The sequence below is a fragment of the Citrobacter sp. KH_055_1 genome (assembly GCF_057838705.1).
On record NZ_CM174473.1, the window covers coordinates 3493882 to 3517839 of the forward strand.

A 23958-nucleotide genomic window follows, 5' to 3' on the forward strand; every position below is an offset into this window, starting at 1 on the left:
CACTAACTCAGGCGTGGCGAGAAGTGTGAACGTTAGAGACACGCCCTCAGCTAAAACCGTTCAGTCCTTACTCATTTACTTATACGACTAATCCTAACAACTCAATGCCGCAATAAGATACTTGTATCGAAAATTTAAGCATTTACAGACACATAAACTTAAATACAGTTAAAGTACAAACAATTTAACTACGAAAATGTGAGGGTTATCTAAATGTGCTATCATGCCAACATCAATGCTGATAAGAAAACAGCACGAGGAATGCAGGTGGTTTAAGCCATTATGTCACCATGAGGCACGGAGAGGCAGGAATGGTTTATTTGATTGATAAACGGATAAAATATCGTACTGAGGATGGCTCAATATGGCCGTTGGGCGATGAGGAATCAACTGTCATTTTGACCCTCACCATGAACCGACTCCTGGCATGTCTTCTTAATCGCCATGGACAAGTCCTGACCCGTAATGAACTGCTTGATGATGTTTGGGATGCCCATGGTCTGCGTTCATCAAATCATACACTGAATAAATACATATCCGAACTCAGAAAATGTTTTTCCCGTTTAGGTATTTCTGCCGAATGTATTACGACCGTACCCCGGGTTGGTTTTATGTTCAGCCGTAATATTGACGTCCAGATTATCGATAATGATATTCCTGAAAGCCTCTCTCAGTCTGAAACGGTATTGCAACAGGAAAACACCCTACAGATAAGCAAACAAGCAGAAGAAAGCCGTAGCGATCTGGTAGAAAAAAAACAAACACCCTATCAGCGATTCAGATACACAATATTATCGTTAATTATTGTAATAATGAGCATTATCATGTTAACAGAGAAATACTGGTATCCCGAGAACCGAACCGCAGACATAAAAGATACCCCGAGATATTTTTTATTTAACTATGAAACGTGTCCAGTCTACACCATTCAGAAAAATTCAATTTCACTTACAGAGAAGAAAAAAAGATTGTTTCTGGAACTCGTTAGACGAGAAAATATATCATGTCTTACCGGTGCTTCTTTTACTTACCATGCTTCTGAATCTTATTTGTATGGTAAAGAAGGGCGTGTATTTATTAGTCGCTGCACCTCTAAAGATAGAAACTATATATCTTGCCTGAACTATTACTGGAGCGGTCATGAAAGTAATATATAAACAAAAATGGCTGTTCCCCTTTATGCTGTTATTGCTATTAGCATTCTCATTTTACAGATTTATATTCAATCGGTACCAGACTCCCGGTTTAGATATTAACTGTGCAACAATTATACATTACGATCATCTAGATCCCATCTTTATCTCTACTATTGAAATGAACTTTCGTCTGGGTAAGGATCACAATGGTAAAGTAATATTATCAGGAAATATCAAAACGGGTAGCAATGTACAAACCATCTCGCGAATGGCCGTGTTTGATTATGAAATAACCTCCCCAAACGAGATTTCAATCTATAATGTGGAATATATGAAGAACGCGCGCGATACCGCAAACGATGAGTTATTTAGAAATAGCTTCTTTTATGCTCAGAAAGGAACAAGTAGACAAATGCACCTGAGTCCGTCAGGTAATGCGTGGTTAATCGGAAACCTGCAGTCACCCTTTGCGTTATGTGTAAATAAAGAGGGATAACTACGCGTTCCCTCCTCCTGCGCAATCGTTTTCCTTGACGTTAAAACATGCTATTCTCTGTGGCCTCAAAAGTCGAGTGTTGTGCACCACAGGAGTTTTCAGACGCATGTCTTCCCGCAATAATCCGGCGCGTGTCGCCATCGTGATGGGGTCCAAAAGCGACTGGGCTACCATGCAGTTCGCCGCCGAAATCTTCGAAATCCTGAATGTCCCGCACCACGTTGAAGTGGTCTCTGCCCACCGCACCCCCGACAGACTGTTTAGCTTCGCCGAAAGTGCTGAAGAGAACGGCTATCAGGTGATTATTGCAGGCGCAGGCGGTGCAGCACATCTGCCCGGTATGATTGCCGCCAAAACGCTGGTACCGGTATTAGGTGTTCCGGTGCAAAGCGCAGCGCTGAGCGGCGTAGACAGCCTGTACTCCATCGTGCAGATGCCGCGCGGTATTCCGGTGGGCACGCTGGCGATTGGTAAAGCGGGCGCGGCGAATGCGGCCCTGCTGGCGGCACAAATTCTGGCGACACACGATAAAGAACTGCATCAGCGTCTGCATGACTGGCGTAAAGCACAGACCGACGAAGTACTGGAGAACCCGGACCCGCGAGGTGCGGCATGAAGCAGGTTTGCGTACTCGGCAACGGTCAGCTAGGACGCATGTTGCGCCAGGCCGGTGAGCCGCTGGGGATTGCGGTCTGGCCCGTCGGGCTGGATGCCGAACCCGCTGCCGTTCCCTTTCAGCAAAGCGTGATTACCGCCGAGATTGAACGCTGGCCGGAAACCGCACTAACCCGCGAACTGGCGCGCCATCCGGCGTTCGTCAACCGTGATATTTTCCCGATTATTGCCGACCGTCTGACGCAAAAGCAGCTGTTTGACAAACTGAAGCTGGCTACCGCGCCGTGGCAGCTGTTGGCAGACAAAAGCGAATGGTCTGCGGTATTTGAAACGCTGGGAGAGCTGGCGATCGTCAAACGCCGCGTCGGCGGCTACGACGGTCGCGGGCAGTGGCGTTTACGCGCCCACGAAACAGAACAACTGCCGGACGACTGCTACGGCGAGTGTATCGTCGAGCAGGGTATTAACTTCTCCGGCGAAGTATCGCTGGTTGGCGCCCGCGCCCACGACGGCAGCACCGTCTTCTATCCGCTGACCCATAACCTGCATCAGGACGGCATTCTGCGCACCAGCGTCGCGTTCCCGCAGGCCAATGCCAAACAGCAGGATCAGGCCGAGGCGATGCTGTCTGCCATCATGCACGAGCTGGGCTATGTTGGCGTAATGGCGATGGAGTGTTTTATCACCCCGGAAGGCTTGCTGATCAACGAACTGGCCCCGCGCGTACACAACAGCGGACACTGGACACAGAATGGCGCCAGCATCAGCCAATTTGAACTTCACCTGCGCGCCATTACCGACCTGCCGTTACCTGTGCCGGTGGTGAACAGTCCGTCAGTGATGGTGAATTTAATTGGCAGCGACCTGAATTATGACTGGCTGAAACTGCCACTGGTGCATCTGCACTGGTATGACAAAGAGGTGCGCGCAGGTCGTAAGGTCGGTCACCTGAACCTGACCGATAGCGATACCGCTCGCCTGAGCGCCACGCTGGAAGCGCTGATTCCCCTGCTACCGCCGGAATATGCCAGCGGCATTATCTGGGCACAGTCCAAACTAAAATAAGCCATTAATGCCGGGGAATGGAATTTGTCCTTCCCCGGCCCCTCCTCTGGCGCGTAAAATCCCCTCCATTGCTGTTTTGTATTTTCAGGATTGAACATGAACGATGGAACGGACTATCGCGCGATTCTGCTCGCCGGTACGCCCTTAATCGATGTACGCGCCCCCGTTGAGTTTCAACAAGGTGCGATGCCGGGTGCAATCAACCTTCCCCTGATGAACGATGACGAACGTGCCGCGGTCGGGACCTGTTACAAACGTCAGGGACCGGACGCTGCGCTGGCACTGGGACATCAGCTTGTGAGCGGTGACATCCGCCAGCAGCGAATGAATGCCTGGCAAGCGGCGTGTCGCCAACACCCTGAGGGAATTTTATGCTGCGCACGCGGCGGTCAGCGTTCACACATTGTGCAGCAATGGCTGCGTGAATCCGGCATTGACTACCCGCTGGTCAGCGGCGGTTATAAAGCCCTGCGTCAGGCTGCGATACAAATAACCGAAGAGTTGGTGCAAAAACCAATTGTCTTAATTGGCGGCTGTACCGGCAGCGGTAAAACGCAGTTGGTGCAATTGCAGCCAAACGGCGTGGATCTCGAAGGTCTGGCGCACCATCGCGGCTCTTCTTTTGGTCGCACGGTTGAGCCGCAACTGAGCCAGGCCAGTTTTGAAAACCTGCTGGCGGTCGAGATGCTGAAAACCGACAGCCGTCAGGACCTGCATCGCTGGGTGCTGGAAGATGAAGGCCGCATGATTGGCGCCAATCATTTGCCCGAGTGCTTGCGCGAGCGCATGACTCAGGCCGCGATTGCGGTGGTTGACGATCCCTTTGAACTTCGCCTTGAGCGGCTGCGTGAAGAGTATTTTGTCCGCATGCACCACGATTTCACCCAAGCGTACGGGGAAACCCAGGGCTGGCAGGAATACAGCGAATACCTGCACCACGGTCTGTTCGCCATCCGCCGTCGTTTAGGGTTACAACGTTTTGCGGAACTGACCGAACTGCTCGACGTCGCGTTGAACGAGCAACAGGCCAGCGGCAGCACCGACGGTCACATGGGCTGGCTGGTGCCGTTACTCAACGAATATTACGATCCGATGTATCGTTACCAGTTAGAGAAGAAAGCCGCGAAAATCGTCTTTCGCGGCACATGGCAGGAGGTGAATGACTGGGTTCAGACGCATTAATGCCGGTCGCGCTTATCCGCGCGTTTCGCCAGCCAGTCGCCCAGCACCTGAACAACCTGTACCAGAATAATCAGCGCCACCACGGTGACGATCATGACCTGGGTTTCGTAGCGGTAATAACCGAAGCGAATCGCCAGGTCACCAACGCCGCCGCCACCAACAATCCCGGCCATCGCGGAATAGCCGATCAGGCTGACCAGCGTTATCGTCAACCCACGCAGCAGGCCGGCACTGGCTTCCGGTAACAGCACCGTACAAATGATGCGCATCGGGCTGGCGCCAAAGGCCTCCGCCGCTTCAATAATGCCTTTATCGACCTCGCGCAGGGCGCTGTCCACCAGTCGGGCATAAAATGCAATCGCCGCTACCGACAGCGGTACCGACGCCGCAATCGGCCCGATGGTATTGCCGAGCAAAAACTGAGTTAACGGCAGCAGCAGCACCAGCAGGATCACAAACGGCACCGAACGGATGATATTCACCAGCACGGAGCTGAGCAGATACACAAAACGGTTCTGCCAGAATAAATGACGGTCGGTTACGAAGATTAAAAAACCCAGCGGCAGGCCGCCAACAATTGCCAGCACCGTTGAGATGCTCAGCATCTGGAAGGTTTCATTGAACGCCAGCGTCAAATCCGGCAATAAATCATCCACGAATCACCTCCACCTGTGCGGTACGTTGACGAATGTGCTCCACGGCGACATCGACCGCCGCAGGATTATGCGGCGCGGTCAGTTGCACCACCAATATCCCCAGCGCCCGCTCGCCAATATATTCAATTTTGCCGTGCAGGATATTCACCGCCACGCCAAATTTCACCGCCACCTCGGACAGCACCGGCTGTTCTGCCGAATCGCCAATAAACAGAATTTTTAACAGCTGCCCCGGCAAATGTTGCCGCAGGCGATCCGGTAGCGTCAGGTTGAGCGTGTGTGATACCAGCTGTTGGGTAAACGCGTGCTGCGGATGGGCAAAAACATCAAACACCTCGCCGGATTCCACTACCTTGCCACCGGACATCACCGCCACGCGATCGCAGATAGATTTGATCACGTTCATCTCGTGGGTGATCAGGACGATCGTGATCCCCAGTTGGGCGTTGATCTGCTTGAGCAGTGCCAGAATGGTAGCGGAGGTTTCCAGATCCAGCGCCGAAGTCGGTTCATCGCAGAGCAGCACATCCGGGTGGTTGGCAATCGCACGGGCAATACCCACACGCTGCTTTTGCCCGCCGCTGAGCTGCACCGGATAACGGTTGGCCTTATCAGACAGTCCCACCAGGGCCAGGATCTCCGTCACGCGTGGGGCAATTTTACTGCCCTCCCAGCCTGCAGCCTTCAGGCTGAAGGCCACATTTTGCGCCACGGTGCGGGTATGCATCAGGTTAAAGTGCTGGAAGATCATGCCGATACGCTGACGCGCCTTGCGTAAATGACGTCCCTCAAGCGCGGAGATTTCCACGCCATTCACTTTTACGCTTCCCTCGCTCGGGCGCGTTAAGGCGTTCAGGGTACGCAGCAGGGTACTTTTTCCCGCGCCGCTGGTCCCAACAATACCGAATATCTCGCCTGCGCCGATCCGCAGGCTGACGTCATCCACCGCGCGGGTTGACGGCCCACGGCCTGCGGCGAAGTCCACGCAAACCTTCTCTATCTCAATCATAGCCACCTCAGAAATGCGAAAAGGGCAGTCATCGCTGCCCTGTTAACCCATTGGCGCAGCGATTACTGGGCTGCCGACATCCATTCCGGTTTCTGGAAGGCGCTGTAAATATTTTTCGGGTCGTCAATCACCGCGCGATAAGCCGGTGATTTCACCGCCTCAACAATGTCTTTGGCGAACGGTTTATCCGCATCTTCACTGCGTACCGCGATGATATTTTTCAGGTTTTCATCCAGGTGCTCTTGCTTCAACGCACTCGCGAGATCCAGTTTTGCGGCAACGGCGAAGTTACCGTTGACCAGCGCGCCGGTCACGCCGTCGAGCGTACGCGGCAACTGCGCAGCTTCCAGCGGTTTGAAAATCAGCCCTTTCGGGTTGCTGGCGATATCACGCTCGGAAGCTTTAGTGGGATCGATATTATCTTTAATGGTGATCAAATCGATGGATTGCAGGAAGCGCAGCCCGCGAGCCAGGTTGGTAGGGTCGTTGGAAAGCGTAATCACGTCCCCTTTCTTCAGCTCATCCAGGCTTTTGATTTTATGTGAGTAGAACCCCATTCCGGCCGTCGGGACCACAATCAATTTGCTCAGCTTCAGGCCTTTGTCGGCAGTGAATTTGTCAAAGTACAGCGAGTGCTGGAACAGGTTGGCGTCAATGCTACCGTTGGAAAGCGCCATATTGGGCTGGACGTAGTCGCTGAATTCGCGCACCACCACCTTGTAGCCCTTTTCTTTCAGCGTCGGGGCAATAGCCTGTTTTACCATGTCACCATAAGGACCCGGCGCGACGCCGAAAACGATAGTCTGTGGATCGCTATTGGCGTGAGCAAACTGTAAGCCGCAGGCCAGTAATAATGCTCCGGTCGCGATGCGTAAATTGTGGCGCAATCCCATAATCTCTCCATTTTAACGTTGTGATGTGGTGTCTCACGCCGTTCATGCGGCGTTGTTGTTGTTGACCTGCCTAACAGGCTGATTGTTAACATGACACAGATCACAACCTGCTGTCCTTGAAATTATTTCATGATGTTGCAGAGTGTGTAATTGAAGGGGAAGGCATGAAAAAAGCCGGATGGCGGCACAAGCACCTTATCCGGCCTACAAATAACTCGATTACGCTGCTCTCGTAGGCCCGATAGCACACGCGCGTCAGGCATTCCGTTTGGCAGGTGTTCGATTAGAAATCGTAACGCAGACGCACCAGGTTCATGTCGCCCAGGTTGTCGGTGCTGGAGGTAAAGACGTGTTCGTAATCTACACGGAAGCCGTAGTCCAGCTGGAAGCTGATCCCCACGCCGTTGTCGGTACGCAGGTAGTTACGGCCATTCACGTATTCAATACGATCGCCCATAAAGTAAGGCTGAACGGATTTCAGTGCATACTGGCCAACCGGGAAAGTGTAACCGGCAAAGTATTCCAGACCCCACGCGTCACCGGCAAAATAGTCGTTAACCGACACTTTCTTGGTGGTCATGAAGTTTTGATACCAGCCGCCACCCAGGGAGAAGGTCCAGTTGTCCGGTTTCCAGCTCAGCGCAGTACCCACGATGTTCTGATCGTACGTTTTGCTGCCATTGCCGCGCATTTCCGCACGGGTGTAGTTCCACGCCGTACCCCAGGTTAAGTCATCGGTAATGTGGTAATCGGCACCCAGCGAGCCGCCGCCTTTACGTTTGTAGCGCAGACCGTTGTTCGGGTTGTAGTCATCGCTGAAAAGATAAGAGGCATAGAGATCTACATCGCCCACGGTTTTCTTATACTTCAGTGATTTACGCGTACGATATGAACCATCGTAGTCGCCATTAATCCCGTTACCTGGTGCCTGACCGATCATGTCGTAGTCCCAGATATCTGTTTTCGCACCGACCACATCATAGTAAATGCTGTTCTGTTGACCAAAGGTCAGCGTACCCCAGGTCGCACTCTTCAGCCCGGTGTACAGCATACGACGCGTGGTGTCGTTGGCGCCGTCGGCATGGTGATTATCCCAGTCGAACATCGCCGGGAAGTTAACACCCAGCTCGTAGTAGCTTACCCAACTGATGTCATCAAACAGATAGTAGTCTGCGGCGAAGCGGAAACGGGTACCGCCATCGAAACCGTTACGCTTGTAGCCATTCTTGCCATCGTCGCCCGCCATGTTCTGGAACTGGGGACGGATACTGCCACCGACGGTGAAGTTAAGACGGCTCAGCGGATTACCCGCCTGCGGATCTTGTTTCAGGACGGTGATTTCCGCCTGGGCGGCGAACGTCGTTAATGCCACTACTGCGCCGATCGATACCGCCAGCGCTGTTTTTTTTATAGTCATGGATTGTTTTACCTTGATAGATAGCCTGCCAATTATTCAGCACGCAAATATTAACGTTTATTAATACTCGCGTGTTGGCGGGTTTTTATTGTTCCGTGCGGTTAAATATCAAGGAGTTATCAATTTGTGCGGGATAACCGAAAAATACGCCCCGGTGTAAAAACCGGTGCGTAATCATCACTAAAATGAATTAATTGTTAAACTGACGAAACAGGGCCTTGCCTTTTAGCAGACGTGCGCCGAGCCACCCACCGCATAATGACAGCAGCAACGCCCCGCAAACCGGTAAGATGACCCACAGCCGCCAGTCAGGCTCCCACGGGAAATCAAACACGCGGGTTTGCAGAACCGCCAGCGCGGTTTCTGCGCCAATGGCCGCAACCAGCCCGGAGACCATCCCCAGCATGGCGAACTCGCACCAAAGCGTGGTGCGCAGCAATTTCTTGCCCGCCCCCAGCGTCCGCCAGACCACCAGTTCCTGATGCCGCTGACGCATGCCGACCTGCACCTGTGCCAGCAGCAACAGCATGCCACAAGCGGTAACTAGCACCACCATCACCTCCAGCGCCCGGCTGACCTGTTCAAGCACCTGGCCAACCTGTTTGAGGATCGCGCCGATATCCAGCAGGCTGATGGTCGGAAACTCGCGGTTAAGCTGCGTCAGCATGCCGTTGCCATTTTCCCAACGGAAGCTGGTCAGCCAACTTTGCGGCTGCCCGTCCAACGCGCCCTGCGGGAAGATAAAGAAGAAGTTAGGCCGCAGGCTTTCCCAGTCCACCTTACGCAGGCTACTGACCGTAGCGCTGAAATCCTGGGTGTCACCCATAAAGGTCACGCGATCGCCAAGTTTGACGTTCAGTCGCTTCGCCAGCCCTTCTTCCATCGACACTTCACCTGCTTTTGGCGGCCAACTTCCGGCGGTTAACGGGTTATGATCCGGACGGGTATCCTGCCAGGTCAGGTTCAGTTCGCGGTTAAGCGACTCATCCTGATTACCTTCGGTTGCCTTGTCATTGATGGCGGTCAGACGCGCCCGCACAATCGGGTAGAACGACTCAGGGATCACCTGATGCTCGGACAGGAACGCCTTCAGCGGCCCCACCTGTTCAGTGGCAATATTGATGAGGAAGTAGTTCGGGCTTTCCGGCGGCATTTGCTGCTGCCAGCGGTCGAGCAGATCGCCCCGTAACACCAGCAACAGCGCCAGTAGCATAAAAGAGAGCGAAAAGGCCGACAGCTGACTCAGCGTTGACCACGGCTGGCGCAGTAAGCGACTGACCGCCAGACGCAGCGGCAGCGAGGTGAGCGTCAGGCCGCGCAGCAGGTTGAGCAGCATCCAGCCCAGCACGCCGCACAACAGCGCCAGCACCACCGCACCGGCCAGCACCGCCCACAGTAGCATGCTTCCGCCCATCAGCCCGGCCAGCAGCGCAACCACCACGATCGTCGCCACGGGCAAATAGATCTTCAGCGGCCAGACGTTGGCCACCACGTCGCGGCGCAGCACCCGCAGCGGCTGCGTGGCCAGCAGCAGACGATAGGGACGCAGCCCGACCAGCAGTGAAATGACGGTTATGGTGCCGAACGCCCACAGCCACGGCCACAGGCTGGCAGGCGGCAATTCACCCGGTAAAACGGGCCTGAGCAGCAGCACCAGTATGCGTTCAAACAGTAGACCACACGCCCCGCCGGTGATACCGGACAACGCCAACACCATCAACCACTGGCCGACAATCAGCTTGCGTAGCTGCGCCCTGCCCGCGCCGAGCGTTTTTAGTATCGCCACCAGATCGTAGCGGCTGCGGCAGTAATGATTCATCGCCACGGCAACGGCGGCAACCGCCAGCAGCAACGTTAACAGTGCCGACAGCAGCAGGAACTGTTGCGAGCGTTCGAGAGATTTCCCCAGCGCGCCTTCATCTTGTTCCAGCCCGTACCAACGCTGCTCCGGTTTTAACTGCGGCAACAGCCACTTTTCATAATCTTCCAACTGCTGCGGCGTGCCGCCAAATTTATAACGCCAGGTCACACGGCTTCCAGGCTGGACGGCCCCCGTTTTTTCGACATCGGCAAGATTCATCATCAGACGCGGCGCGATCTGAAACGGGTTAAACCCGGAATCCGGCTCCTGTACCACCTCGCCAGCAATACGCAGCGTGGCGTCCCCGACATCAATGGCATCACCGATTTTCAAATTGAGCAGCGCCATCAGACGCGGGGCCAGCAGCACTGAACCGGGCTGCGGTTTCAGCCCTGGCGGGTTGGTTTGCAGCGCACCATACAGGGGGTACACGTCATCCACCGCTTTGACGTTCGCCAGTTGCGGAGTATCGGCGGCAAAGGTCATGGTGGCGAAGGTCAGCTGTTCGCCCACCTTCAGGCCGCGCTGTCGCGCCTCGTCAATCCAGGCTTTCGGCACGTCCCGCGAGCTTTGCAGCGCCCGGTCGCCCGCCATAAATTCGCGGCTTTGCTGGCTCAGCCCTTTTTCCATGCGGTCGCTGATATTCCCCAGCGCCAGCACGCAGGCCACCGCCAGGCTGAGCGCCAGCCAGACAATTAATAATGAGGGCGAGCGCCATTCGCGCCAGAACCAGCGTGCAATCATGCCTCCTCCTGTAGCAGCCCGTTAACCAGACGTAAACGCCGGTCGCAGCGCGCCGCCAGCTGCGGGTCATGCGTGACCAGAATCAGGGTGGTGCCGTGTTCACGGTTGAGAGAGAACAGCAGATCGGCAATTTTGTCTCCAGTTTGCCGATCGAGGTTGCCCGTCGGCTCGTCGGCAAACAGCACGTCCGGGCGTCCATTAAACGCCCGCGCCAGCGCCACGCGCTGCTGCTCCCCGCCGGACAGCTGGGCCGGAAGGTGGTCAAGGCGTTTGCCTAACCCCAATTGCTCCAGCAAAGCTTTGGCTCCAGCCTGACTGCTGCCACTGTTTTCCCCGCGCAATAACGCCGGCAGTTCGACGTTCTCGAGTGCGTTGAGGGTCGGAATGAGCATGAAGGACTGAAAGACAAAGCCGACATGCTGCGCGCGCAGCTGCGCCCGGGCTTCTTCGTCCATACTGTGCAACGGTTGCCCGACCAGGTTGACTTCGCCGCTTGTGCCATCGTCCAGCCCGGCGAGGATCGCCAGCAGCGTGGATTTCCCCGAACCCGACTCACCAATCAGCGCAATGGTCTCGGCGCGTTTGACAACCAGTTCAACTCCGGTAAGGATGGATAGCTCCTGATCACCCTGACCGACGGATTTCTTAAGATGATGAACTTCAACAATGTTTTCCGCTGGCATTTGCCCTTCCTGTTCCTGGTTCTGTTAACTTTCCGCGCCGCCGCGGCGGACACGTTATTAATTCTGGGTGACAGCCTGAGTGCCGGATACCGAATGTCGGCCAGCGCAGCGTGGCCAGCACTGCTGCATGATAAATGGCAAAACAAAACATCGGTGGTGAATGCCAGCATTAGTGGCGACACCTCACAGCAGGGCCTGGCGCGTCTGCCCGCATTACTGCAACAACACCAGCCACGCTGGGTGCTGGTCGAACTGGGCGGCAATGACGGCCTGCGCGGGTTTTCACCTGCGCAAACTGAACAAACCTTGCGTAAAATTTTACACGACGTCAAAGCGGCAAAGGCCGAACCGCTGCTGATGCAAATTCGTCTGCCAGCCAACTACGGTCGCCGGTATAATGAAACCTTTAGCGCAATTTATCCAAAGCTCGCCAGCGAGTTTGATATTCCTCTGCTGCCCTTTTTTATGGAAGAGGTCTATCTGAAACCCCAATGGATGCAGGATGATGGTATCCACCCTAATCGTGACGCCCAGCCGTTTATCGCCGACTGGATGGCGCAACATCTCACACCTCTAGTAAATCACGACTCGTAAAACAACGGAGATCCTGACAGGTAAAGTTATGCAAAAATCGGTCTTAATAACAGGATGTTCCAGTGGAATCGGCCTGGAAAGCGCGCTTGAGCTGAAGCGCCAGGGTTTTCAAATTCTGGCAGGCTGCCGCAAACCCGACGATGTCACACGCATGAACGGCATGGGATTCACCGGCATCTTGCTGGATCTGGACTCTACAGAAAGCGTGGATCGCGCAGCCGATGAGGTGATCGCCCTGACCGATAATCGTTTGTATGGGATCTTTAATAACGCCGGATTCGGCGTGTATGGCCCGCTGCCAACCATCAGCCGCGAGCAGATGGAGCAGCAGTTTTCCGCCAACTTCTTTGGCGCGCATCAGCTGACCATGCGCCTGCTGCCCACCATGTTGCCCCACGGTGAAGGGCGTATTGTGATGACGTCCTCGGTGATGGGCCTGATCTCCACGCCGGGACGAGGTGCCTATGCCGCCAGCAAATACGCGCTGGAAGCCTGGTCCGATGCGCTGCGTATGGAGTTACGCCACAGCGGCATCAAAGTCAGCTTGATTGAACCCGGCCCTATCCGCACCCGTTTCACCGAGAACGTTAACCAGACACAGAGCGATTCCCCGGTAGAAAACCCCGGTATTGCCGCACGGTTTACGTTAGGACCTGAGGCCGTGGTCGCCAAAGTGCGTCATGCTTTTGAGAGCGATAAACCGAAACTGCGCTACCCCGTCACCCTGGTGACCTGGGCAGTCATGCTGTTGAAGCGCCTGTTGCCAGGTCGTGTAATGGACAAAATTTTACAGGGCTGAGTTGAAGCCAGCGCGTCTGCCCCCATGTAAAAACAAATCGACGAATAGAGAGTGACTCCATGTCCGTACAAAATATTGTCAATATTAACGAATCTAACCTGCAGCAGACCCTTGAACTGTCGATGACCACGCCGGTCCTGTTCTATTTCTGGTCTGAACGCAGCCAGCACTGTCAGCAATTGACGCCGGTGCTGGAAAGCCTGGTCGCGCAGTACAACGGTCAGTTTATTCTCGCCAAGCTGGACTGCGACGCCGAGCAGATGATCGCCTCGCAGTTTGGCCTGCGTGCCATCCCAACGGTGTATCTATTCCAGAACGGTCAGCCGGTGGACGGTTTCCAGGGTCCGCAGCCGGAAGAGGTGATCCGTGCGCTGCTCGAGAAAGTCCTGCCAAGTGAAGAAGAGCTGAAAGCACGCCAGGCCATCGAATTCATTGAAGCTGGCAACCACGCTGACGCACTGCCGCTGCTGAAAGAAGCCTGGCAGATGTCCAACCAGAGCAGCGAAATTGGGTTGCTGCTGGCAGAAACGCAAATCGCCCTGAACCGCTCCGACGATGCCGAAGCGGTGCTGAAAACCATTCCGTTACAGGATCAGGACACCCGCTATCAGGGTCTGGTCGCCCAAATTGAACTGCTGAAGCAGGCGGCAGACACGCCGGAAATCCAACTGTTGCAGCAGCAGGTCGCAGACAACCCGCAGGATGCCGCACTGGCCACCCAACTGGCGATCCAACTGCATCAGGTCGGACGTAACGAAGAAGCGCTGGAGCTGCTGTTCAGCCACCTGAGAAAAGATCTTGCTGCCGCTGACGGCCAGGCGCGTAAGACCTTCCAGGAGATCCTCGCCGCATTGGGCACCGGCGATGCGCTGGCGTCGAAGTATCGTCGTCAGCTGTACGCGTTGTTGTACTAATCCGCGTGATGTTGCCCGATGGCGCTTGCGCCTATCGGGCCTACAAATTCTACAAATACCGATCCCGTAGGCCGGATAAGGCGGTAGCCGCCATCCGGCTTCACATTACGTCTTCTTCAGATGCGTTACGACTAATTGGTGACGCGAATTATAGAACTTCCGATAGGTTAAATAGCAGGCGATAATGGTCGACAGGCTGGCGGTAGAAAGCAGCATGAAGGTCACCATAATCTGATATTTGATCGCTTTTACCGGATCGATACCGGCAAAGATTAACCCCGACATCATCCCCGGCAAGCTCACCAGACCGACGGTTTTCGCGGAATCAATGGTTGGGATCAACGACGCACGAATACTGTCGCGAATTAACGGCGCGGAGGCAATCTTCGGCGTGGCACCGAGGCTCAACTTTTCCTGAATTTGCTGCTGCTCGCTGTTAAATCGCTGGCCCAGATTGTTATAACACAGCCCGACCGCCACCATCGCGTTGCCCGCAATCATGCCGGAAATCGGGATCACCTGCATCGGCGTGAACGCAATGGAGCCTGACAGCACCAGTACCGCCAGCGTCAGTCCGGCCCCTGCCGTTATTGCAATAAACGACGAGATAAAGGCGTTGCCGATATATTTACTGCGTTTTTGCGCGTTATAGGCGGCGTTAAGACAGATAAACAGCACCATCAATAAGGTCAGAATACTGTGATTCACGCCAAAGATATATTTCAGCACGTAGCCGACGATAATAAGCTGGATAACCGCCCGACAAACGCTCCAGAGAATATCTTTTTCCAGCGCCAGTTTTTCTTTATGGCTAATCAGAATAGCCACCACCACCAGCATCATCGCTAATGCCAGCGACTCATTGGTAATATTATGCTCGTTCATTGCGTGTTTCCTGCATTTCTCCGGCATGCGGTTGGAGGGTTATGACATTATCCGCATGATTAATTTCATCTTTGTCGTGCGTCACCCACAACACCGCCATATTTTTCTCGCGAACGTAGCGATGTATAAGCTCATTTACATTCCGCTTATTGGTTTCATCCAGCGCGCTGGTGATTTCATCGAGCAGCAGAATTTTGGGCAAAAACTGCAAATTACGAATGAGCGAGACGCGTTGCTTTTCACCGCCGGACAGTTCATTGATGCCTTTTTTGAGGATCGTCTCGGGCAGCTCAAAGCGCGCCAGATCGTCGAGAAATGCCTCTTCTTGTGGGTGTTTATGCCGAATTTGCCACGGAAAAATGAGATTGTCGTAAACGGTGTCGCCAAACAATGCGGGGGTTTGCGCACAATACGAGACCTGCTGTCGATACGCTTCGGGTTTGAGCGTGGATATCTCCTTTCCCTCAAAGAGGATCTCACCGTTGCTTGGGCTAATTAACGAGGCCACAATCTTCAGCAATGTGCTTTTACCGCAGCCGGATGGGCCTGTTATAAGCTTAAATTCCCCGGCGTGGAGATTAAAACAGATATTATTGAGAATCTTCGTGTTACCCGCCTGCCAGCCGACATCGTTGAGCTGGAGCAAAATACTGCTTTCTTCCATTATCATTCCCTTTTCACCGCTTTCGTGCAGACAGTCTATCCCTGTAATTTATTATTGGGGAGCCACCTTGATAAATCGGGTATAATTTGACTTATCAGGCAGTAAAGGACAGCGTAACAGGAGGTTTTATCGATGCTCATTTTCATCCCCATTCTCATTTTTGTCGCGCTGGTGATTGTTGGCGCAGGCGTCAAAATCGTCCCTCAGGGATACCAGTGGACGGTGGAACGCTTTGGTCGTTACACCAAAACCCTGCAGCCAGGCTTAAGCCTCGTGGTACCGTTCATGGACAGGATTGGTCGTAAGATCAATATGATGGAGCAGGTTCTCGATATTCCGTCGCAGGAAGTTATCTCCAAAGATAACGCCAACGTATCCATCGATGCGGTGTGCTTTATTCAGGTGATCGATGCGCCAAAAGCGGCGTATGAAGTCAGCAATCTGGAACTGGCGATCATCAACCTGACGATGACCAACATCCGTACCGTTCTCGGCTCGATGGAGCTGGACGAAATGCTTTCCCAGCGCGACAACATCAATACGCGTTTGCTGCATATCGTTGATGAAGCCACCAACCCGTGGGGCATCAAAATTACCCGTATTGAAATCCGCGATGTGCGCCCACCGGCCGAGCTTATCGACGCCATGAACGCCCAGATGAAAGCCGAACGAACCAAGCGCGCCTATATTCTTGAGGCCGAAGGGATCCGCCAGGCCGAAATCGTCAAGGCCGAAGGTGAGAAGCAGTCGAAAATCCTGAAAGCGGAAGGTGAACGCCAGTCCGCGTTCTTGCAGGCCGAAGCGCGCGAACGTTCCGCCGAAGCTGAAGCCCGTGCAACGCAGATGGTGTCTGAGGCCATTGCCGCCGGGGATATTCAGGCCGTGAACTACTTCGTGGCACAGAAATACACCGAAGCGCTGCAACAAATCGGTTCGTCCAATAACAGCAAAGTGGTGATGATGCCGCTGGATGCCAGCAGCCTGATGGGCTCCATTGCCGGTATTAGCGAACTGATTAAGGACAGCGCCAGCGAGCGGAACAAATCATGATTGCGATGATTCTGGTTCATCCACACCTCTTCTGGCTCAGCCTCGGCGGTCTGTTACTGGCCGCTGAGATGTTGGGCGGCAACGGCTATCTGCTGTGGAGCGGTGTGGCGGCAGTCATCACCGGTCTGGTCGTCTGGCTATTGCCGCTCGACTGGGCCTGGCAGGGCGCGATGTTCGCCGTCTTAACGCTGCTGGCAGCCTGGCTGTGGTGGAAGTGGTTGGCAAAGCGTGTGCAGGAACAAAAACCGGCAGACAGCCATCTCAACCAGCGCGGACAGCAACTGGTCGGCCGCCGGTTTGTGCTGGAAACGGCGCTGGTGAACGGGCGCGGACATATGCGCGTGGGCGACAGCTCCTGGCCGGTCAGCGCGCGTGACGATTTGAGTGCAGGAACACAGGTTGAGGTGATTGCCGTTGAAGGCATTACCCTGATTATCAGAGCCTTATAACCCACATAATGACAGGAATAAAGATTATGGTCAGGAAGACACCCCTCGCCTTTGCCGTGTGTACCTTGCTGGCGGGTGCCCCACAGGCATTCGCCTCTTTTGATATGGAAGACTGTAAATGGAGCGATGCGAGCTGTCTGCTGAAAGGCATCCCGGTCCTCAGCCCGGAAAACGACACCCGTGATAACCTGCTGCGTCTGTTGAGCCAGGAGAAATCATTCACCCTGCCGGTGCAGTCACTGCCTGCGGATGTTACCCGCTCCCGCGATTACTATTTTGCATATCATCCACAGTGGGATGAAATATCTCCGCCGCCAGCCGACGCCCCAGTGCAAAGCAAAGATGATGCGCTTGCCCGCCAGATGGCCGAACTGCAGATTACCGTCGAAGAGACAAACGCCGACGACGCAGAGCATGAGAACCGCCATGTGTCGAATACGACAGCCAGCGTCAGCCAGTTCTTTGCCGCACTGCTGGCGGATACTACGTTAACAGCTGAACAACGCCAGGCGTTAGCCCGGGCACGCCTGGGACTACTGTCCGGCGCGAGCGCTGAGCAAATTACATCCTCGCTTGCCACCATCCCTGCCGACGCCTCTGCGCAACAATACAAAACCTATCTGATCGCCGCCGCCCGTTTCTATGAAGGCGACTACGTCACTGCCGAACAGGATTTCACGCAGCTAGCCACCAGCAGTAGTCCGTGGCTGGCAGAAACCGCGCAATACATGCTGATGCGCACCGCGTTGAACAAGAGCAGTCAGAACAGCATTGGCCAATTCGGCGATTTTGATATCGCAAAAATTAACCGCGAAGACGCTACTCAGGCTCAAACGCTGGCGCAGGCCTATCTGCAGCGATTTCCCCAAGGGCTCTACGCCGACTCCGCACGCGGCATGCTGCGCCGGATTAACTGGTATTTACAGGCGTGGCCGCAGTTGGTCGGGTTGTATGAGCAGACGCTCCAGCAGTCGGCTGACGCACAGCAACTGCGTGAAATCGTCATCGAATACGATAATGTATTCGGTATGCAATTCTTTGAAGACCCCGTGGTAGAGGCCTTCCCCGACGCGCCGCTGGTCAGCTATATCGAACTGCTGCGCGCGCTGCGTTTGAATGGTGATTACAAACTGACATTAACCCAAGAACAACTCGACGCCAGCAAACCGGTATTTGAGAAGAGCGGAAAACTCGCCCTGTGGCAGGATCTACAGCTGAATATGTGGATGGCAACGGGCAATTACGCAGCCATTGTGCAGGCGGTAACCCCGGCGCAAAAACTCCCCGCACACGACATTCTCGCCTTCAGTGAGCAGGTGATGTACGGCGCAGCGCTGATGGGGCAACAGCAGTGGCCCGCCGCCCGCGCGTTCTGGCAGCAGCTACTGAAAATCAGTCAGGACCCCGAACAGCAGCAGTATGTACAGGCCAAGCTGGCGGCAACGCTGGTTTACAGCGGCGACATTGCGTCTATTTTCGCCCCGGACAGCGCGGTGACGAACCTGCGTTTTCGTTCGCAGGTGCTAAAAGCACAGGCAACACCAGAGCTGCTGCGCCAGCAGGCCACTCGCGGCCCCAACAACGAAGAACGCACCATCGCCCTGCATACATTGTTGGTACGCGATCTCACCGAGAATCGTTTTAGCGACTGGTTGAACGACAAAAAGCTGGCTGGCGCGATTACGCCACCGGTGATTGGCGAGTCGTTTGCTGATGTAAATCTGAGTACCTTTGACTGGAACGGCGACGCCGCCCAGGCCGGTTATACCTGCCGTAGCCTCGATGAAACGGTCACTGTGCTAAGCAAAAAAGCGGATGATGCCCACGCGCTGAACTGCCTGGGGGAATTCTTCCGTACTTCGCAAACCCATGTGGATCTGCAGGCAGACAGTGCCGGTAACGACGTGCTGGGCACGGGCATCTCACGCAAAGAGCCGTTCGGGCAGTTTGACCGCCAGCGTTATTATCAGCAGGTGATCGCTTCCCCCAACGCAGAAGTCGAAGACAAAAGTTTTGCGCTGTACCGGGCCATCATGTGCTATGCACCATCGGGTTATAACGAATGCGGCGGTGAAGAGGTGGACAAGTCGCAGCGTAAAGACTGGTACACACAGTTGAAGACGCAGTATCCAGGAAGCCCGTGGGCGCAAAAACTCAAATACTACTGGTAATTGCGCTGCTGAGCGGACAGGCTCAGGCCGCAGAAACGGTAGCTGCCCGTGAACATCAGGCCTTTTGGTTATGGTCCGGGGTAAAAGCCAGCGACGAGCTGCGGGACGCGCAAACGGTGTATCTGCACCAGGGGGAAGTGCTGACCCGCTCGGGCCTGGTGGTCTTTCAGCGTCTGGGTCTGCCGGTCAGCCGCCTGACCTTTCCGTCAATTTGGCTGACCGTGCGTTTTACTACCCTCGACGTGCCGGATGCGATCCCGGCACGTATCGTGCGGCTGTTGCAGCGCTGGCTGGCCGCAGGCAACCACGTGGTCGGTCTACAGGTTGATTTTGACGCGGCAACCCATCAGCTCGCCGATTACGCCCGATTTCTGCAACAGTTGCGCCAACAGCTGCCGCCGGAGTTCGCTCTTGGGGTAACCGGACTGCTGGACTGGGCCAAGACCGGCGATGTCGCCACGCTGAATGCGCTACCGGTTGATGAACTGGTGGTGCAAAGCTATCAAGGACGTCACACGGTAGCCAATTATCAGGCGTATCTGCCCGCACTCACCCGGTTACGCATTCCGTTTAAGCTCGGGCTGGTACAACACGGTAGTCGGAATGTGCAGGCGGAAGCGCAGTTGGAGACATCACCGTGGTATCGCGGCACGGTGGTCTTTATGCTGCAACCGCCTCGCCTTTAGGCCTTCGCTTTGTGGTGGCAGCAGCCGGAGAGATTATCGATGATCGGGCATTCGGCGCTGTCATCGCCGGGACAGCTGTCCGCCAGCGCCAGCAAATGCGTGCGCATCGCCTGGAGTTCATTAATGTGCTGCTCAATGTCCGCCACTTTTTCCAGGGTGCGCTTTTTCACATCTGCGCTGTGGCGTGCCGGATCGTTAAACAGGTTTACCAGCTCACCGCACTCTTCAAGGTTAAAGCCAACCTGCCGCGCCTGACGCAGCAACGTCAGTTCGTTCAGATGTTGCTGCGTATAGGTGCGGTATCCGTTTTCGCTGCGCATCGGCGGCGTCACCAGCCCTTTCTCTTCATAAAAGCGGATAGCTTTACTGGTTAAACCGGTTTTTTTAGCAACATCGGATATATTCACATCTTCCCCCTTGACCTTCCCCTTGATGGAAGGTTTAACCTTTATAACAGTTAGTCAAAACGATTGCCAAGGTCAATAAACCACCGACCAATCATAGAGGATTATTGTTATGTCTCAAACCATCGACCTGACCCTGGACGGATTGTCCTGTGGTCACTGCGTTAAACGCGTCAAAGAAAGTCTCGAACAACGTCCGGACGTTGAGCAAGCGGATGTCACTGTTACCGAAGCACACGTTACCGGTAGCGCCAGCGCCGAAGCGTTAATTGAAACCATCAAACAAGCTGGCTATGGCGCAGAGTTAAGCCACCCAAAGGCTAAACCGCTGGCGGAGTCATCAATCCCGTCGGAAGCGCTGACAGCGGTCTCTTCTGAGCTTCCGGTAGCGACGGCTGAAGATGACAGCCAACAGTTGTTGTTGAGCGGCATGAGCTGCGCCAGCTGTGTTTCCCGGGTACAAAATGCGTTGCAAAACGTACCGGGCGTCACGCAGGCACGGGTAAATCTGGCGGAGCGTACTGCGCTGGTAATGGGCAGCGCTTCCGCCGAAGAATTAGTCCAGGCCGTAGAGAAGGCCGGCTACGGCGCTGAAGCCATCGAAGACGATGTTAAACGTCGTGAACGCCAGCAGGAAACGGCCGTTGCCACCATGAAACGCTTTCGCTGGCAGGCAGCCGTTGCGCTGCTGCTGGGCGTACCGGTGATGGTGTGGGGCATGATGGGCGATAACATGATGGTCACCGCCGATAACCGTAGCCTGTGGCTGGTCATCGGTCTGGCGACGCTCGCCGTGATGGTCTTCGCAGGCGGTCACTTTTACCGCAGCGCATGGAAAAGCCTGATGAACGGCACCGCCACCATGGATACCCTGGTGGCGCTCGGAACCGGGGTGGCCTGGCTCTATTCAATGAGCGTTAACCTCTGGCCGCAGTGGTTCCCGATGGAAGCACGCCACCTCTATTATGAAGCCAGTGCGATGATTATCGGTCTGATTAACCTCGGACATATGCTGGAGGCGCGCGCCCGTCAACGCTCCTCCAAAGCACTGGAAAAACTGCTCGACCTCACGCCACCGACCGCGCGCGTGGTGACAGAAGAAGGCGAAAAAAACGTCCCGCTGGCCGATGTTCAGGCAGGCATGTTACTGCGCCTGACCACCGGTGACCGCGTCCCGGTGGACGGTGAAATCACCCAAGGCGAAGCCTGGCTGGATGAAGCCATGCTCACCGGCGAGCCAATCCCACAACAAAAAGGCGAAGGCGACAGCGTCCACGCCGGTACGGTAGTTCAGGATGGCAGCGTGCTGTTCCGCGCCAGCGCTGTCGGCAGCCATACCACCCTGTCGCGCATTATTCGCATGGTCCGTCAGGCGCAAAGCAGCAAGCCAGAGATTGGCAAGCTGGCTGACCGCATCTCCTCGGTGTTCGTTCCGGTGGTGGTAGTGATTGCGCTGGTCAGCGCCGCAATCTGGTATTTCTTTGGCCCGGCACCGCAGATTGTCTATACGCTGGTGATTGCCACCACCGTACTGATTATCGCCTGCCCGTGTGCGCTGGGTCTGGCAACACCGATGTCGATTATTTCCGGGGTCGGTCGTGCCGCAGAGTTTGGTGTTCTGGTCCGCGACGCCGATGCGCTGCAGCGTGCCAGTACGCTTGATACCGTGGTGTTTGATAAAACCGGGACGCTGACCGAAGGGAAACCGCAGGTTGTCGCCATCAAAACTTTCGGTGATATCGATGAAGCGCAGGCCATCCGTCTGGCCGCAGCCCTTGAACAGGGTTCCAGCCACCCGCTGGCCCGCGCGATTCTGGATAAAGCCGGCGATGCGGCCCTGCCGCAGGTCAATGGGTTCCGTACGCTGCGCGGCTTAGGCGTTAGCGGTGAAGCGGAAGGTCATTGGCTGCTGCTGGGCAACCAGACGCTGCTCCATGAACAGCAGGTGGTCACCACGGAGATGGAAGCTGAAATCACCGCGCAGGCCACTCAGGGGGCGACTCCGGTGCTGCTGGCGATTGACGGCAAAGCGGCCGCACTGCTCGCGGTTCGTGACCCGCTGCGCAGCGACAGCGTGGCGGCACTGCAGCGCTTGCACCGCGCCGGGTATCGTCTGGTGATGCTCACCGGGGACAACCCAACCACCGCTAACGCTATTGCCAAAGAAGCAGGCATCGACGAGGTGATCGCAGGCGTTCTGCCGGACGGAAAAGCAGAGGCGATTAAACGCCTGCAAAGCCAGGGACATCAGGTGGCGATGGTCGGTGATGGGATCAACGATGCGCCAGCACTTGCACAGGCCGACGTAGGGATTGCCATGGGCGGTGGCAGCGATGTCGCCATTGAAACCGCGGCGATTACGCTGATGCGCCATAGCCTGATGGGCGTGGCGGATGCGCTGTCTATCTCGCGGGCCACCCTGCGGAACATGAAGCAAAATCTGCTCGGCGCATTTATCTATAACAGCATTGGTATTCCCGTTGCCGCCGGGATCCTGTGGCCGTTTACCGGTACCCTGCTTAACCCAGTAGTGGCTGGGGCGGCGATGGCGCTCTCTTCCATCACCGTGGTAAGCAACGCGAACCGACTGCTGCGCTTTAAACCCAAAGAGTAACCCTGTGCCGGATGACGCTAACGCTCATCCGGTCTACAAAATGCAGGTGATATCGTAGGCCGGATAAGACGCTTTCGCGTCGCCATCCGGCGATTCACGCATTGCACCTTCCCGGACCACGCGCTAGCATGGGATTTTTCAACGGGAGGTCGTATGGATCTGTTATACCGGGTAAAAGCATTATGGTCTGCACTACGCGGTCACCATTATACCTGGCCTGCTATCGACATCTCGTTGCCCGGCGATCGCCATTTTCATCTGATTGGCAGTATTCATATGGGCAGCCGTGAAATGGCCCCTCTGCCCGCCAAACTCCTGAAAAAGCTCTACCGCGCCGATGCGCTGATCGTCGAAGCCGATGTTTCCGGTGACGATGCGCCGTTTGCTAACCTGCCCACGTTTGCCGCTCTGGAAGACCGCATCAGCGACGAACAGCTCCGCCACGTGCAAAAAGTCAGCGCTGAGTTGGGCATTTCCCCTTCCCTGTTTTCCACCCAACCTTTGTGGCAAATCGCCATGATATTGCAGGCAACCCAGGCGCAGCAGTTGGGGTTACGTGCGGAATACGGAATTGATTACCAACTGCTGAAACAGGCGAAGCAGGTGCAAAAGCCGGTTATCGAGCTGGAAGGTGCTGCCAGCCAAATCGATCTTTTATGTCAGCTACCGGATAACGGTCTGGCGTTGCTGGACGATACCCTGACACACTGGCATACCAATGCCCGTCTGCTGCAACAGATGATGGGTTGGTGGTTAAAAACACCGCCGCAGAATAACGATCTCACGTTACCCAATACGTTCAGTCAGTCGTTATATGACGTCCTGATGCACCAGCGAAATGAGGCATGGCGGGACAAGCTTAACGCGTTGCCCGCAGGCCATTATGTGGTGGCAGTAGGCGCACTGCATCTTTATGGAGAAGGGAATTTGCCGGAGATGTTGCGATAAAAAAATGGCCAATATTTCTATTG

At 55.1% G+C, this 23958-nt stretch carries 23 protein-coding genes; 14 read left to right on the plus strand and 9 right to left on the minus strand.

Annotated elements, in window-relative coordinates; all coding sequences use genetic code 11:
- Positions 1-311: 311 nt before the first annotated feature.
- The 5 genes from AC3ITF_RS16555 (at position 312) to mnmH (ending at position 4494) form a co-directional block, all read left to right on the plus strand.
- On the plus strand, positions 312-1157 hold the full coding sequence (locus AC3ITF_RS16555; RefSeq protein WP_117342275.1) for a winged helix-turn-helix domain-containing protein: 846 nt from the start codon (positions 312-314) through the stop codon (positions 1155-1157).
- Positions 1141-1632, plus strand: a complete 492-nt coding sequence (locus AC3ITF_RS16560; RefSeq protein WP_135912434.1) for a hypothetical protein — start codon at positions 1141-1143, stop codon at positions 1630-1632. Before AC3ITF_RS16555 ends, AC3ITF_RS16560 begins: the two co-directional genes overlap by 17 nt.
- 106 nt (positions 1633-1738) lie before the next feature.
- Positions 1739-2248 (plus strand): 5-(carboxyamino)imidazole ribonucleotide mutase, encoded by a 510-nt coding sequence (purE, locus tag AC3ITF_RS16565; RefSeq protein WP_096758002.1) that lies wholly within the window; start codon positions 1739-1741, stop codon positions 2246-2248.
- Positions 2245-3312, plus strand: coding sequence for a 5-(carboxyamino)imidazole ribonucleotide synthase (gene purK / locus AC3ITF_RS16570; RefSeq protein ID WP_096758003.1), 1068 nt, complete (start codon positions 2245-2247; stop codon positions 3310-3312). Before purE ends, purK begins: the two co-directional genes overlap by 4 nt.
- A 96-nt stretch (positions 3313-3408) precedes the next feature.
- Positions 3409-4494, plus strand: a complete 1086-nt coding sequence (gene mnmH, locus AC3ITF_RS16575) for a tRNA 2-selenouridine(34) synthase MnmH (protein ID WP_153879377.1) — start codon at positions 3409-3411, stop codon at positions 4492-4494.
- Here mnmH and AC3ITF_RS16580 read toward each other — a convergent pair.
- The 6 genes from AC3ITF_RS16580 to ybbA form a co-directional block, all read right to left on the minus strand.
- Positions 4491-5150: a methionine ABC transporter permease gene (locus tag AC3ITF_RS16580; RefSeq protein WP_005125237.1), complete on the minus strand. Its 660-nt coding sequence runs from the start codon at positions 5148-5150 to the stop codon at positions 4491-4493. The genes mnmH and AC3ITF_RS16580 overlap by 4 nt on opposite strands.
- Entirely contained in the window at positions 5143-6159 is a 1017-nt protein-coding gene (gene sfbB / locus AC3ITF_RS16585) for a virulence-associated ABC transporter ATP-binding protein SfbB (protein WP_135912437.1), read from the minus strand. Before sfbB ends, AC3ITF_RS16580 begins: the two co-directional genes overlap by 8 nt.
- A gap of 62 nt (positions 6160-6221) precedes the next feature.
- Entirely contained in the window at positions 6222-7052 is an 831-nt protein-coding gene (locus AC3ITF_RS16590; RefSeq protein ID WP_096758006.1) for a MetQ/NlpA family ABC transporter substrate-binding protein, read from the minus strand.
- A gap of 283 nt (positions 7053-7335) precedes the next feature.
- Positions 7336-8469 carry a porin gene (locus tag AC3ITF_RS16595; protein ID WP_135912438.1) on the minus strand — a complete coding sequence of 378 codons (1134 nt, stop codon included), beginning with the start codon at positions 8467-8469 and terminating at the stop codon, positions 7336-7338.
- Between the two features lie 190 nt (positions 8470-8659).
- Positions 8660-11074, minus strand: coding sequence for a putative ABC transporter permease subunit YbbP (gene ybbP, locus AC3ITF_RS16600; RefSeq protein WP_489175856.1), 2415 nt, complete (start codon positions 11072-11074; stop codon positions 8660-8662).
- Entirely contained in the window at positions 11071-11757 is a 687-nt protein-coding gene (ybbA, locus tag AC3ITF_RS16605; protein ID WP_115259178.1) for a putative ABC transporter ATP-binding protein YbbA, read from the minus strand. Before ybbA ends, ybbP begins: the two co-directional genes overlap by 4 nt.
- Here ybbA and tesA point away from each other — a divergent pair.
- The 3 genes from tesA to AC3ITF_RS16620 are packed head-to-tail and all read left to right on the plus strand — an operon-like array spanning position 11725 to position 14064.
- Complete coding sequence (tesA, locus tag AC3ITF_RS16610) at positions 11725-12351, plus strand: multifunctional acyl-CoA thioesterase I/protease I/lysophospholipase L1 (RefSeq protein WP_220131787.1); 627 nt, start codon at positions 11725-11727, stop codon at positions 12349-12351. The genes ybbA and tesA overlap by 33 nt on opposite strands.
- A 28-nt stretch (positions 12352-12379) precedes the next feature.
- Positions 12380-13150 (plus strand): SDR family oxidoreductase, encoded by a 771-nt coding sequence (locus AC3ITF_RS16615; protein ID WP_135912439.1) that lies wholly within the window; start codon positions 12380-12382, stop codon positions 13148-13150.
- 59 nt (positions 13151-13209) lie between these two features.
- A complete protein-coding gene (locus AC3ITF_RS16620; RefSeq protein ID WP_115259180.1) occupies positions 13210-14064 on the plus strand; it encodes a co-chaperone YbbN in 855 nt (284 codons plus the stop codon).
- A 105-nt stretch (positions 14065-14169) separates the two neighbouring features.
- Here the strand turns inward: AC3ITF_RS16620 and fetB are convergent, their stop codons facing one another.
- Both fetB and fetA read right to left on the minus strand, forming a co-directional pair.
- A complete protein-coding gene (fetB, locus tag AC3ITF_RS16625; RefSeq protein ID WP_117342149.1) occupies positions 14170-14949 on the minus strand; it encodes an iron efflux ABC transporter permease subunit FetB in 780 nt (259 codons plus the stop codon).
- Positions 14936-15613, minus strand: coding sequence for an iron efflux ABC transporter ATP-binding subunit FetA (fetA, locus tag AC3ITF_RS16630; RefSeq protein ID WP_137362753.1), 678 nt, complete (start codon positions 15611-15613; stop codon positions 14936-14938). Before fetA ends, fetB begins: the two co-directional genes overlap by 14 nt.
- A gap of 132 nt (positions 15614-15745) precedes the next feature.
- Between fetA and AC3ITF_RS16635 the strand changes: the two genes are divergently transcribed.
- Genes AC3ITF_RS16635 through AC3ITF_RS16650 form a run of 4 tightly spaced genes read left to right on the plus strand, consistent with a single transcriptional unit; the run spans position 15746 to position 19969 of the window.
- A complete protein-coding gene (locus tag AC3ITF_RS16635) occupies positions 15746-16663 on the plus strand; it encodes an SPFH domain-containing protein (RefSeq protein WP_096758014.1) in 918 nt (305 codons plus the stop codon).
- Positions 16660-17112, plus strand: coding sequence for an NfeD family protein (locus AC3ITF_RS16640; RefSeq protein ID WP_117342146.1), 453 nt, complete (start codon positions 16660-16662; stop codon positions 17110-17112). Before AC3ITF_RS16635 ends, AC3ITF_RS16640 begins: the two co-directional genes overlap by 4 nt.
- Before the next feature lie 26 nt (positions 17113-17138).
- On the plus strand, positions 17139-19283 hold the full coding sequence (locus tag AC3ITF_RS16645) for a PA5441 family protein (protein ID WP_489175857.1): 2145 nt from the start codon (positions 17139-17141) through the stop codon (positions 19281-19283).
- A complete protein-coding gene (locus AC3ITF_RS16650; protein ID WP_489175858.1) occupies positions 19253-19969 on the plus strand; it encodes a DUF3142 domain-containing protein in 717 nt (238 codons plus the stop codon). Before AC3ITF_RS16645 ends, AC3ITF_RS16650 begins: the two co-directional genes overlap by 31 nt.
- On the opposite strand, the gene cueR is transcribed toward AC3ITF_RS16650, so the two are convergent.
- On the minus strand, positions 19966-20376 hold the full coding sequence (gene cueR, locus AC3ITF_RS16655) for a Cu(I)-responsive transcriptional regulator (RefSeq protein WP_181618827.1): 411 nt from the start codon (positions 20374-20376) through the stop codon (positions 19966-19968). The genes AC3ITF_RS16650 and cueR overlap by 4 nt on opposite strands.
- Positions 20377-20485: 109 nt before the next feature.
- On the opposite strand from cueR, the gene copA reads away from it, so the two are divergent.
- Positions 20486-22987 (plus strand): copper-exporting P-type ATPase CopA, encoded by a 2502-nt coding sequence (copA, locus tag AC3ITF_RS16660; RefSeq protein WP_135912444.1) that lies wholly within the window; start codon positions 20486-20488, stop codon positions 22985-22987.
- A gap of 153 nt (positions 22988-23140) precedes the next feature.
- Entirely contained in the window at positions 23141-23935 is a 795-nt protein-coding gene (locus tag AC3ITF_RS16665; protein ID WP_146717220.1) for a TraB/GumN family protein, read from the plus strand.
- Positions 23936-23958: the final 23 nt, after the last annotated feature.

Excerpts from the sequence above, each read along its gene's own strand:
- AC3ITF_RS16555 (WP_117342275.1), top strand. The coding sequence starts at position 312 with ATGGTTTATTTGATTGATAAACGGATAAAATATCGTACTGAGGATGGC.
- AC3ITF_RS16560 (WP_135912434.1), top strand. The coding sequence starts at position 1,141 with ATGAAAGTAATATATAAACAAAAATGGCTGTTCCCCTTTATGCTGTTA.
- purE (WP_096758002.1), top strand. The coding sequence starts at position 1,739 with ATGTCTTCCCGCAATAATCCGGCGCGTGTCGCCATCGTGATGGGGTCC.
- purK (WP_096758003.1), top strand. The coding sequence starts at position 2,245 with ATGAAGCAGGTTTGCGTACTCGGCAACGGTCAGCTAGGACGCATGTTG.
- mnmH (WP_153879377.1), top strand. The coding sequence starts at position 3,409 with ATGAACGATGGAACGGACTATCGCGCGATTCTGCTCGCCGGTACGCCC.
- sfbB (WP_135912437.1), bottom strand. The coding sequence starts at position 6,159 with ATGATTGAGATAGAGAAGGTTTGCGTGGACTTCGCCGCAGGCCGTGGG.
- AC3ITF_RS16590 (WP_096758006.1), bottom strand. The coding sequence starts at position 7,052 with ATGGGATTGCGCCACAATTTACGCATCGCGACCGGAGCATTATTACTG.
- AC3ITF_RS16595 (WP_135912438.1), bottom strand. The coding sequence starts at position 8,469 with ATGACTATAAAAAAAACAGCGCTGGCGGTATCGATCGGCGCAGTAGTG.
- ybbP (WP_489175856.1), bottom strand. The coding sequence starts at position 11,074 with ATGATTGCACGCTGGTTCTGGCGCGAATGGCGCTCGCCCTCATTATTA.
- tesA (WP_220131787.1), top strand. The coding sequence starts at position 11,725 with ATGATGAACTTCAACAATGTTTTCCGCTGGCATTTGCCCTTCCTGTTC.
- ybbA (WP_115259178.1), bottom strand. The coding sequence starts at position 11,757 with ATGCCAGCGGAAAACATTGTTGAAGTTCATCATCTTAAGAAATCCGTC.
- AC3ITF_RS16615 (WP_135912439.1), top strand. The coding sequence starts at position 12,380 with ATGCAAAAATCGGTCTTAATAACAGGATGTTCCAGTGGAATCGGCCTG.
- AC3ITF_RS16620 (WP_115259180.1), top strand. The coding sequence starts at position 13,210 with ATGTCCGTACAAAATATTGTCAATATTAACGAATCTAACCTGCAGCAG.
- fetB (WP_117342149.1), bottom strand. The coding sequence starts at position 14,949 with ATGAACGAGCATAATATTACCAATGAGTCGCTGGCATTAGCGATGATG.
- fetA (WP_137362753.1), bottom strand. The coding sequence starts at position 15,613 with ATGGAAGAAAGCAGTATTTTGCTCCAGCTCAACGATGTCGGCTGGCAG.
- AC3ITF_RS16635 (WP_096758014.1), top strand. The coding sequence starts at position 15,746 with ATGCTCATTTTCATCCCCATTCTCATTTTTGTCGCGCTGGTGATTGTT.
- AC3ITF_RS16640 (WP_117342146.1), top strand. The coding sequence starts at position 16,660 with ATGATTGCGATGATTCTGGTTCATCCACACCTCTTCTGGCTCAGCCTC.
- AC3ITF_RS16645 (WP_489175857.1), top strand. The coding sequence starts at position 17,139 with ATGGTCAGGAAGACACCCCTCGCCTTTGCCGTGTGTACCTTGCTGGCG.
- copA (WP_135912444.1), top strand. The coding sequence starts at position 20,486 with ATGTCTCAAACCATCGACCTGACCCTGGACGGATTGTCCTGTGGTCAC.
- AC3ITF_RS16665 (WP_146717220.1), top strand. The coding sequence starts at position 23,141 with ATGGATCTGTTATACCGGGTAAAAGCATTATGGTCTGCACTACGCGGT.